A 10,533-nucleotide genomic window follows, 5' to 3' on the forward strand; every position below is an offset into this window, starting at 1 on the left:
CTGCCATTTTGTTCACTCCTTATTCTCTAGATTATATCTCAAATCCTTGAGAATGGGGTGTCAACTTTTTTTATACCACATCATTATCTACAACCTCCATGTCCCGCATCCATCATAATTGAATATGGCATACGCTGCCTCCTTACATATTGTTCTATACTACAATATGTATTTCTTCTCCGCCATGTTCCAGTAAGTTTCTCCGTTATCCTATCAGAACCTTCTTACCTTGAAAGGCAAACCCGTAGCAGCGAATGTGAGCTTTCGGAATTCCCCGCAACACCAGTTTCTCTGCATACTTCTGTTCTTCTATCTGTCGGAGCGCTTCCTGAACTGTATCTTCCAGGCTTTTCTCTCTTCTCTGGTTTCGGACTTTAAATTCCAGAATAATTGCATCATCTTCGCCTGGATTTTTCGGTTCCAGCATAACATCGTATCTTCCAAATCCACTCTCTCTGTTAGAGGTTATAATATATCTGTTCTGTAAATCTACAATCAACCCCAACACAAAACCATGATAAAATCGTTCCGGCTCTTCCCCGGACGCCCGCTTTCCTGTATCAAAATAGCTAAACGTATCCAGCGAAACGCGATTCATATATGCATTCATAGCGTCTATATCATCCTGCAGAAGAGCCTGAATAAAGTCATTATAATCCGCCTCTGCCTTTTTGAACCAATCCCGAATCATACTCTGGAACATCAGTTTCACCTCCAGATTCGTAAGCGAGAGTTGATACAACGGATGCATTCCCTCCGGAATATCCCGATAGCTTTCAACGGAAAGCACTTTTAAATATCCGCTGGCAAGCAGAAGGCTCCAGATTGCCGATTCATTATCATCAAGCTGATTATATACAATCTGCTCATCAACCGGAGAATATATTGCATCCCCCTGAAGCAGGATTTCAAACTTTTCCTTGATTTTTCGATTTCCTTCCTGAATCAGCTTCCCCACCAGACTATTACTGCTGGTATTCGCCCAATAAGCAGTGAATTTGCCGCTATCCAGAAAATTCAATATAGACCATGGATTATAAATGTCTCTGCGACTCCCGAAAATGAAGCCATCATACCATCTTTTCACATGTTCTTTCTCTTCTTCAAGCCCGCATTCTTCAAGCGCAGCAAACACTTCCTCTTCCGTAAATCCAAAAGAATCTGCATATTCCTCTGATGTAGCAGTTACCACCTTCAGATTATTCAAATCTGAAAAAACAGATTCTTTGCTGACTCTTGTAATTCCCGTCATAACCGCACGTTCTAACCATGGATTCGTCTTAAAAGCTGAATGGAACATACTTCTGGTAAACGCTGTCAGCTCTTCCCAGTAACCGCTCACATAAGCCTCCTGCATAGGCGTATCATATTCATCCAAAAGAATAATTACCTTTTTACCGTAATAACGATACAGGTAATCGGAAAGCTGATACAATGCCGATGTCATATCTGCATTACCGGCTTCTACCGATAATACTCTTTCAAAATAAGCTTTATCCGCATCTGTAAGGATATCGCTTTCCTTTAAATAAGAATGTTTGATATAAAGATTCCTTATAATTTCACAGAGTTTTGCCCGGGCATCCGCATAATTCACCTCTTTTACTCTGGCAAATGACAGACTGATAACAGGATAGGTTCCCTGAAGTTCCCGATATTTCTCATCCTCCCAGATAGAAAGCCCCTGAAACCATTCTTTTCTTCCTGCATAATCCAGCGAAAAAAACTGTTCTAACATACTCATATTTAAAGTCTTCCCGAAACGCCGCGGACGGGTAATCAGAGTCACACTGTCTCCACTCTCCCACCATTCTTTAATGAAAGCAGTTTTGTCAACATAAAAATAATTCTTCTGTATCAGATCGCCAAAATCCTGCAGTCCTATTGCTACTGTCCTTGCCATAAGTCTTCCTCCAAAAGCTCTCCCATACTCTGAATAACTGCCCATGGCTCTTTTACATCACCAAACCCATATGCCGCATAGACCATGGGAACCCCCGCCTCCCGGCAGGCGTCAGCGTCCCCCTGCGTGTCCCCTACATAAACCGCATCCTGAAGTCCGTTCCTGCGCATAATAAGACGGATATTATCTGCCTTCAGCATTCCCGTATCGCCAGGGCAGATATGATCCTCAAAGTATTCCTGAAGGCCTGTATTTTCCAGAAACGCCTCTATATACCCGGCCTGACAGTTGCTTACAATAAAAAGTCTGTACTTCCCGGCCAGCTTCTTAACCGTCTCTTTCATGCCGGGATATATCCTGCATGGTGCCGTCCGCATTGCTTCATTTTCATACTGATAAAAAAGAGCGGCAATTTCTTCTTTCTTCCGAGCCTCCAGTTCCGGGAACAGGCTGTCCATAATGGCGTCCATAGGCTTTCCGAATTCTCTTTCCAGCCGCTTTGCCGTCAGATCCGCCTCCAGCTTCGTATGCTCCCGAAGCACCTGATTCCAGCTCTTCGCTACCTCTTTTGTAGAATCCCATAATGTTCCGTCCACATCAAATATAATCCCGTCCATATCTCCCCACCTGATACTTGTTATTTTTCTTCTATCGCCATAATCATATCAACACGTTCCTGATGGCGTCCGCCTTCAAACTCTGCATTCAGCCACTCTTCGATAATCATCTTCGCCATCTCAATCCCGATAACTCTTGCCCCAAAACACAGAATGTTCGTATTATTATGCTGTTTGGATAATCTTGCTGAATATGGCTCGCTGCACACAACTGCACGGATTCCCTTCACCTTGTTTGCTGCAAGAGAAATTCCTACGCCCGTCCCACAAATCAGAATCCCCAGATCCACCTCTCCTGCCGCAACGGCTCTTGCCACTTTCTCCCCATACACCGGATAATGACAGCTTGCTTTAGAATCCGTTCCGTAATTCACAACTTCGTACCCCAGCTCCTGCAGAAATTGCGCAACTTCCTGTTTCATCTCAACCGCTGAATGATCATTTCCAATTCCTATTTTCATTCCTCTTTTTTCATTCCCTTCTTTAAAAATTTGACTACTTATATTATAATATTTGAATGGTTGAATAGCAACGCTTATTCGGCAGTTTTGACTATAGAAAGGAAAAAATTATGATAAAATTAATTGCCAGTGATTTGGATGGAACCATATTAAAAAACGGGGCTTTGGAGGTTGCTCCCCGTACATTGGAACTGATAAAAGAGCTTAGAAAACACGGCATATTATTCGCTGCCGCCAGCGGGCGCCAGTACCCCAGCATTCGCAGCTTATTCTTACCTATCAAGGATGAGATTGCCTACATTGCTGAAAACGGCTCCCTTTCTATCTATCAGGGAAAAGTATTGTCCAAAACAGCCATCGACCGCAGCTTAAGCCTGCGCATCATCGACGTTCTGCACCGGCTCCGGCAGAATGACTTTATTGTATCCGGCGAACAGACCCTTTATACAGAATCTACCAACCCTGCATTCACAGATCTTCTGAAAAATGATCTGAAAACCAACCTCCGAATTGTAAAAGACATTACCAAAGAGGTGGATGAGCCGTTTTTGAAAATTGCATTCTATAACTATGGGAATATGGAAGAATCTCTGGAAGAAATCAACCGGCTTTTCAAATCCGAAATCAAGATTGTTACTGCCGGAAGCCGCTGGCTTGACTTCATCGCTCCGGGAACCAACAAGGGCATCGCCCTTTCCGCCATGCTGGAACATTTCCGGATAACAGCAGATGAATGCATTGCCTTCGGCGATCAATATAACGACATCGAGATGCTTCAGACGGCAGGAACAAGCTATGCTATGTCCACCGCCGCCCCCGGCGTCTCCGATTATTCCACTTATACCACCGATTCTGTAGATGAGGTACTGGAAGAAATCTTATCGGAATGCCGATAAAATATCAGTAGGGGAGCGTCTGCTCCCCTACTGATATTTTCAGAATCTTTTATCTGTATCTTATTTTCCCTGTCCATAGTAAGCATTTGCACCGTGTTTACGGTAATAATGCTTATCCTGAAGCTCCTGCGGCGCCGGTTCATTGTTGGGATTAATCATCTCGCAGCGTGCAGCCATCTTCGCAACTTCGTCCAACACAACCGCATTGTGAACTGCCTCATGAGCGTCCTTGCCCCATGTGAAAGGACCATGATTCTTGCAGAGTACTGCCGGTGTTGCATTATAATCAATGCCGCGTGCCTCAAATTCGTCTGCAATCAATACGCCCGTGTTCTTCTCATAGCCTGCGTCAATCTCTTCTTTGGTCAGATTCCGCACGCATGGAACAGAACCATAGAGGTAATCTGCATGGGTAGTTCCATAGCATGGAATATCTCTTCCTGCCTGCGCCCAGCTTGTAGCCCAGGAAGAATGGGTATGTACAACACCACCGATTTCCGGGAAACGGTTGTACAAAACCACATGTGTTGCCGTATCAGAAGAAGGGTTGTAATCTCCCTCTACTTTATTTCCTTCCAGATCCACAACTACCATATCTTCCGGTTTCAGCTTGTCATATTCAACTCCGCTTGGTTTGATTACAAACAATCCCTTCTCACGGTCGATTCCGCTTACGTTGCCCCATGTAAAAGTTACCAGTCCGTATTTCGGAAGAAGCATATTTGCCTCATATACTTGTTTTTTCAGTTCTTCTAACATCGCCCTATCTCCTTACTTCAAAGAATCAATTGCTGCTCTTTCAATCGGGAAGCCAGCTTTGTAACGCTCGATAAATGCTTCAAATCCGGCTACGTCCTCTGCAACCGGCTGCATCTCGCTTCCTGTCTCACCTGCAAATACCTTATCAGAAAGATATGCGGAAAGGCTCTCGCCCTCTGCCTTATTCTTCATATAAGAAGCCAGAAGTGCAATACCCCATGCTCCGCCTTCGCCTGCCGTCTCCATTACAGAAACAGGTGTGTCGATTGCTGCAGCAAGGATTCCCTGCCCAACGCCTTTGGTCTTGAAGAGCCCGCCATGTCCATAAATCTTATCCAGATTTACCTTCTCTTCTTTCAGAAGAATATCCATACCTGTCTTTAATGCTCCAAGAGAAGTGAAAAGGTGTACTCTCATGAAGTTTGCAAGATTGAATTTGCTATCAGGACGGCGTACGAATAACGGACGTCCTTTTTCAAATCCTGTAATATGCTCGCCTGAGAAATAGTTGTAAGCAAGAAGTCCGCCACAGTCAGCATCGCCTTCCAGCGCTTTGTTGTACAGTGTTCCGAACAGCTTGTTCATGTCTACTTCAATGCCGAAGCTTTCTGCAAATTCTTTGAAAATTCCTACCCATGCATTCAGATCTGAAGTACAGTTGTTGCAGTGTACCATTGCCACAAGACTTCCATCCGGTGTTGTTACCATATCCAGTTCCGGATATACCTTACTTAAGTCTTTCTCCAGAACTACCATAGAAAATACACTGGTTCCTGCGGATACATTTCCGGTTCTCTGTGCAACACTGTTCGTAGCCGCCATACCTGTTCCTGCATCGCCTTCCGGTGGGCAAACCGGAATACCAGCCTTCAGTGTTCCTGTCGGGTCAAGAAGCTTCGCGCCTTCTTCTGTCAGCACGCCTGCATTCTCTCCAGCGGTAAGCACGCCCGGAAGAATCTCTTTCAACTTCCAGTCAAATCCTTTATCTGCTACCAGCTCATCAAACTGACCAATCATTCTCTCATTATAATCTCCGGTGTTCATATCAATCGGGAACATACCGGAAGCATCGCCTACGCCCAGAACCTTCTTACCTGTCAACCGCCAGTGTACATATCCTGCAAGCGTTGTGAAGAAATCAACATTCTTTACATGTTCTTCTCCATTCAGAATAGCCTGATACAGATGCGCAATACTCCATCTCTGCGGAATATGATACTGGAACAGCTCTGTTAATGCCTCAGAAGCCGGCTCTGTGATGGTGTTTCTCCAGGTACGGAATGGTACCAACAGCTCATCATTCTTATCAAACGCAAGATAGCCGTGCATCATTGCACTGAATCCCATTGCTCCGATTGTGGTAAGCTCAGCGTCATACTTTTCCTTTACATCCTTCACCAGATCTCTGTAGCAGTCCTGCAGTCCGTTCCAGATATCATCCAGCGTATACGTCCAGATGTTATCTACCAGCCTGTTCTCCCACTCATGGCTTCCGGAAGCAATCGGTACATTCTTCTCATCTACCAGAACTGCTTTAATTCTGGTGGAACCAAACTCAATACCAAGAGCTGTCTGACCTGTCATAATTGCATTTTTTACATCACTCATTGTTACATACCTTTCCCTTTCTTTATTTTATATTATCTGTAATAAACAGAGTTCCATCTCAGTTCATTCTGGAAATTGCGGATAGTCGTATCCTTGTCAATATATACCGCTTCAATTCCCATAGCTGCCGCCCAGTCTCCCATCTGTTCTGCATTCAGGTCATAAGAGAATGCCGTATGATGTGCACCACCAGCAAGAATCCAGGCTTCTGCGCCCGTCTTCAGGTTCGGCTGTGGTGTCCAGAAAGCTGTTGCTACCGGAAGCTTCGGCATCGGCTTCTCTACCTTCTTACACTCCACATCATTAATAATCAGACGGAATCTGTTGCCAAGGTCGATCAGGGATGTAGCCACTGCCGGGCCTGTCTTAGATGTAAATACAAGACGAGCCGGGTCTTCTCTGTCTCCCATGGAAAGCGGCTGGCACTTGATGCTAATCGGTCCGTCCGCAATCGTCGGGCAAACTTCCAACATATGCGCCTGAAGGATTCCTTCTTTGCCTTCTACCAGGTTATATGTATAATCTTCCATGAAGGAAGTTCCTTTGGCGTCCTTCATTCCCTGTGTCATGATCTTCATGATACGTACCATGGCTGCTGTCTTCCAGTCACCCTCTGCACCGAAGCCGTAACCTCTCTCCATCAATCTCTGGATTGCAAGTCCCGGAAGCTGCTTTAATCCTCCAAGATCACCAAAATGGGTTACGATTGCCTGATAATTCCTGTCACTTAAGAACTTCTCAAAGCCAACCTCAATCTGTGCCTGTACCGCAACATGTTCTCTGAATTCAGCTTCGTCTCTTCCTTCCAAAAGAATGTCATACTTGCTGTAATATTCTTCTACTACCGCATCAATATCTGCCTTTGATACTGCATTCACTTCTTCTACGATCTCATTTACCGGATATGCGTCTACTTCCCAGCCAAATTTGATCTGCGCTTCTACCTTGTCGCCTTCTGTTACGGCAACATTTCTCATGTTATCCGCAATACGCATCACACGTACATGGCTGCTCTCAAGCACGCCGACTGCGGTTCTCATCCAGGAGCCGATTCTTGCCTGCGTATCCTGATCTTCCCAATATCCCATAACCACTTTGCGGTTCTTGTCAAGACGTGTGAAAATATGTCCATACTCACGGTCGCCATGAGCCGCCTGGTTCTCATTCATGAAATCCATATCAATCTCATCATACGGAATCTCTCTGTTAAACTGTGTATGCAAATGAAGCAGAGGCTTTCTCAGTTCTTTCAGTCCCAGAATCCAGGATTTCGCAGGAGAAAATGTATGGCACCATGTAATAATACCTGCACACTCATCATCCATATTCGCCTCATTGAATGTCTTCCTGATTAATTCGTTCGTAATCAAAGTCGGCTTCCAGACAAGCTCATATGGGAGAAGCCCGGATTTGTTCAATGCCTCTACGATAATCTGAGAATGCTGTGCTACGTGTTCCAGACACTCGTCACCGTATAAATCCTGTGATCCGGTACAGAACCAGAACTTGTAATTCTTCGTTTCTAACATGCTAAGTCCTCACTTTCTTTAAACTAGATATTACGCTTCTTATTTTTTATCCGCTGATTCTATTATAGACAATCCTCGCCTCAGTTGCAAGGTCATAACTCTGCATTTTCAACAAAAAAGTTACCTATTCCGACCAGTAATATATACATTATCGTGCGAAGCTGTGAAAAGAAGAGTTGAATCTCTCCTAAGAAACATTTACAATAAAAAAAAGACGAAAAGGAGGACTGCCCTTGAAACTTTCTGAATTATGCAGACAGATTACAACTGACAACAGTCTGCTTCTTCCGCCGGGACACAAGCTGGGCGCACGGCTTGTCTGCCCGGAATATTCCAAATCCACCCAGGAGGTAAAGACCTACCCTCTGCCTCCCAGCGACCGTATCTTTGCACTGTGCTGGAACATCGACCGCTCCGGTATCCTGCACTCTACCATGTGTCCGGCTCCCCGGAACTTCTGCTTCCGGCTCCCTTTTGATGACGGTGAGAAGACGCAGCTCCACACCCACGATTACATGGAGCTAACCTACGTCGTGGAGGGCGAATTCCGGCAGCGGATTCTGGGGCGGGACATTACCTTCGCCAGAGGGGATCTGTGCCTCATTGATAAGAACTGTCTGCATCAGGACTATCTATTCTCAGAGCCTGCCGTCATTCTGTTCCTTGGAATCGCCAACGACATGTTCACCGAGATTATGGATGAGAACATTACAACCCAGAAAATCATCGCTTTTCTCCAGTCGGCCCTGCTAAAACAAAAAGACTTGCAGCAGTATCTTCATTTCAGACCCGGAAGCGACGCCGCCTCCGAACTGGAGGAATGCCTGTTCCTGCTCATAAAGGAACTCTATGGCGGAGACACAGGAACCAGCTACATCCGCAAAGGCCTGCTTCTTCGCATTTTCCGGATCCTAAGCACCAAATATGAATTTTCTCTCTCAAAGGAACAGAGAATCACGATGAACTGGATCGTCTTTGAAGAAATCTCAGAATATATCCAGAACCACTACAAGAATGTTACCATACAAGAGCTTGTAGATGTTTTCCACTTTCAGGAGGACTATTTCAACCGCCTGATTAAAAGTAAGACCGGGCTGACCTACTCGGCATATCTTCAGCAGATCCGCCTGGAACACGCTGCCAATCTGCTGGCCGCTTCCAGGAAAGGTATTGATGAAATTGCAGAAACTGTAGGATACCACAATAAAGGCTATTTTTATAAGATTTTCCAGGAAAAGTATGGCATGACGCCTTCCAAATACCGAAAAAGCAAGAGGTAATCCCCTCAACAGGGATTACCTCTTGCTTTTTCAGGATTTATTTCTCAAACATCTCCATAAATCTCTGGATAATAATCGCACACTCTGCACGGCTTGTGCTGCCCTGCGGGTCGAGACGATAAGAACCATTTTCATTTTCTTTTCCTTCAATGATTCCATTTTCTACTGCCCACTTCATAGCAGTTTCTGCGAATTCGCTTACCTGCTCTGCATCAGAAAAGCTGCTGAGGTCTGCTGTCTTTGATATATCATAGTTCTTATAATCCGCATAGCGGTACATCATAACTACCATCTGCTCACGGGTAATCGGATCGTTCGTTCCAAAATAGCCGGAATCTGTGTACCCCGTAACAACCTTCGCATCTGCTGCCCAGAGAACTGCCGTTGAATAGAACTGTTTATCCGGTACATCCGGGAATCTGTTCGTATACGCTACAACCGGTTCGCCCTCAATTCTGTGAAGAATGGTTGCAAACTGCGCACGTACCAGCGTTGCGTATGGTGAGAAGTGCGTAGGATCTGTACCCGTCATGGTTTCTGCAAAGTAGTTATAAGCCACTTCATCGTAGAACCAGTCAGTTTCTGCTACGTCCTCGTATGGAAGTTTCGGAGTGGCTGCTGCTTCTTTCACTGTAACCTTAAAGGTGTTCGTCTTTCCTTCGTATGTTACTGTTACTGTCTGCTCACCGGTCTTTGTCTTATCATAGCCGCTTACTTCGCAGTCCGTTACTGCAATATCTTCCGTTGAACCATCGCTGTATTTTGCAGTCACCTTCATTCCTGCAAGGTCAAGCTCTTCTCCTACCGTATACTCAGTCTTTGTCGGTGCTGTTACCGCAATGGACTCCAGAGTAATAGGTTTCGCTTCCGCCTTAACCGTAACAACATAAGATTTACTTCTGATCTGGTCGCGCACACCGTCAGCTCCCGGAACGGTAATCGTCACTGTCAGATCTACAACTGCATCCTCTTCGCCTGCCGCCGGTCTGGTTACTACACCTTCTGTGGAAATTACCGTCTCATCAGAACTTGTCCATGTAACGGTTACTCCGTCCATATTCTCAATCTCTTTCGGAAGTGTAATATCTTCTGTAATAGCAGTCAGCTCTTCTTCCGTAACCGGTTCAACCGCTTTAATTGCAGCATCCGCCTTGTCACTGGCATCCTTTGCCTTCTCCGCATAAGCTTCATCATATTTTTTCAGAAGGTTATCATATTCCTCAGATGTAATCGGCATAACCGTTCCGTGGCTTGCATCCGGATCCGGCATGGAGTAAATACTTGTTCCATTAACAGATTCGGATTTGTTAGTTCCAAGTACATTAAACCATCCGTCGCTTAAGTTGGTGGAAAGTCCCGGGAAGATGGTAACACCCGTCTTATCTGCCATCAGGCAGTAAACATCGTCGCCTTCCAGCGTAAAGCCTTTCAGTCCCGCAACCTTCTTTGCGTTCTCCACGTCATCCGTATTGATCTTGAA

General features: G+C 45.2%; 9 protein-coding genes. 2 read left to right on the top strand and 7 right to left on the bottom strand.

Features of this window, described 5'->3' with window-relative positions; translation table 11 throughout:
- Positions 1–205: 205 nt before the first annotated feature.
- From OCV99_RS17740 to rpiB, 3 genes are read right to left on the bottom strand one after another with little or no spacing between them, the layout of a single operon-like run.
- Positions 206–1,903, bottom strand: coding sequence for an AAA family ATPase (locus OCV99_RS17740; RefSeq protein WP_158372329.1), 1,698 nt, complete (start codon positions 1,901–1,903; stop codon positions 206–208).
- Positions 1,888–2,520 carry an HAD family hydrolase gene (locus OCV99_RS17745; RefSeq protein ID WP_158372331.1) on the bottom strand — a complete coding sequence of 211 codons (633 nt, stop codon included), beginning with the start codon at positions 2,518–2,520 and terminating at the stop codon, positions 1,888–1,890. The genes OCV99_RS17740 and OCV99_RS17745 overlap by 16 nt, the downstream gene beginning before the upstream one ends.
- A 20-nt stretch (positions 2,521–2,540) precedes the next feature.
- Entirely contained in the window at positions 2,541–2,981 is a 441-nt protein-coding gene (gene rpiB / locus OCV99_RS17750) for a ribose 5-phosphate isomerase B (protein ID WP_158372333.1), read from the bottom strand.
- A 110-nt stretch (positions 2,982–3,091) separates the two neighbouring features.
- Here rpiB and OCV99_RS17755 point away from each other — a divergent pair, with 110 nt between their 5' ends.
- Positions 3,092–3,877, top strand: coding sequence for an HAD family hydrolase (locus OCV99_RS17755; protein ID WP_158372335.1), 786 nt, complete (start codon positions 3,092–3,094; stop codon positions 3,875–3,877).
- Between the two features lie 60 nt (positions 3,878–3,937).
- Here OCV99_RS17755 and OCV99_RS17760 read toward each other — a convergent pair whose 3' ends face one another.
- The 3 genes from OCV99_RS17760 to araA are packed head-to-tail and all read right to left on the bottom strand — an operon-like array spanning position 3,938 to position 7,773.
- Entirely contained in the window at positions 3,938–4,636 is a 699-nt protein-coding gene (locus OCV99_RS17760) for an L-ribulose-5-phosphate 4-epimerase (RefSeq protein WP_158372337.1), read from the bottom strand.
- Between the two features lie 12 nt (positions 4,637–4,648).
- The gene (locus OCV99_RS17765; protein WP_158372339.1) at positions 4,649–6,244 is read right to left on the bottom strand and encodes a xylulokinase; all 1,596 of its coding nucleotides are present in this window, start codon (positions 6,242–6,244) and stop codon (positions 4,649–4,651) included.
- 32 nt (positions 6,245–6,276) lie between these two features.
- Positions 6,277–7,773 (bottom strand): L-arabinose isomerase, encoded by a 1,497-nt coding sequence (gene araA, locus OCV99_RS17770; RefSeq protein WP_158372341.1) that lies wholly within the window; start codon positions 7,771–7,773, stop codon positions 6,277–6,279.
- Positions 7,774–8,006: 233 nt separating this feature from the next.
- Here araA and OCV99_RS17775 point away from each other — a divergent pair, with 233 nt between their 5' ends.
- The gene (locus tag OCV99_RS17775) at positions 8,007–9,053 is read left to right on the top strand and encodes an AraC family transcriptional regulator (RefSeq protein ID WP_158372343.1); all 1,047 of its coding nucleotides are present in this window, start codon (positions 8,007–8,009) and stop codon (positions 9,051–9,053) included.
- 37 nt (positions 9,054–9,090) lie between these two features.
- Here the strand turns inward: OCV99_RS17775 and OCV99_RS17780 are convergent.
- The coding region (locus OCV99_RS17780; RefSeq protein ID WP_262576015.1) for a bacterial Ig-like domain-containing protein at positions 9,091–10,533 on the bottom strand (1,443 nt) is incomplete at its 5' end.

Source organism: Dorea acetigenes, from assembly GCF_025567385.1.
In the GTDB taxonomy this organism is placed as follows: Bacteria; Bacillota; Clostridia; order Lachnospirales; family Lachnospiraceae; genus Claveliimonas; species Claveliimonas acetigenes.

What these genes read in the sequence shown, in the direction of transcription:
- OCV99_RS17740 (WP_158372329.1), bottom strand. Translation starts at nt 1,903, where the DNA reads ATGGCAAGGACAGTAGCAATAGGACTGCAGGATTTTGGCGATCTGATA.
- OCV99_RS17745 (WP_158372331.1), bottom strand. Translation starts at nt 2,520, where the DNA reads ATGGACGGGATTATATTTGATGTGGACGGAACATTATGGGATTCTACA.
- rpiB (WP_158372333.1), bottom strand. Translation starts at nt 2,981, where the DNA reads ATGAAAATAGGAATTGGAAATGATCATTCAGCGGTTGAGATGAAACAG.
- OCV99_RS17755 (WP_158372335.1), top strand. Translation starts at nt 3,092, where the DNA reads ATGATAAAATTAATTGCCAGTGATTTGGATGGAACCATATTAAAAAAC.
- OCV99_RS17760 (WP_158372337.1), bottom strand. Translation starts at nt 4,636, where the DNA reads ATGTTAGAAGAACTGAAAAAACAAGTATATGAGGCAAATATGCTTCTT.
- OCV99_RS17765 (WP_158372339.1), bottom strand. Translation starts at nt 6,244, where the DNA reads ATGAGTGATGTAAAAAATGCAATTATGACAGGTCAGACAGCTCTTGGT.
- araA (WP_158372341.1), bottom strand. Translation starts at nt 7,773, where the DNA reads ATGTTAGAAACGAAGAATTACAAGTTCTGGTTCTGTACCGGATCACAG.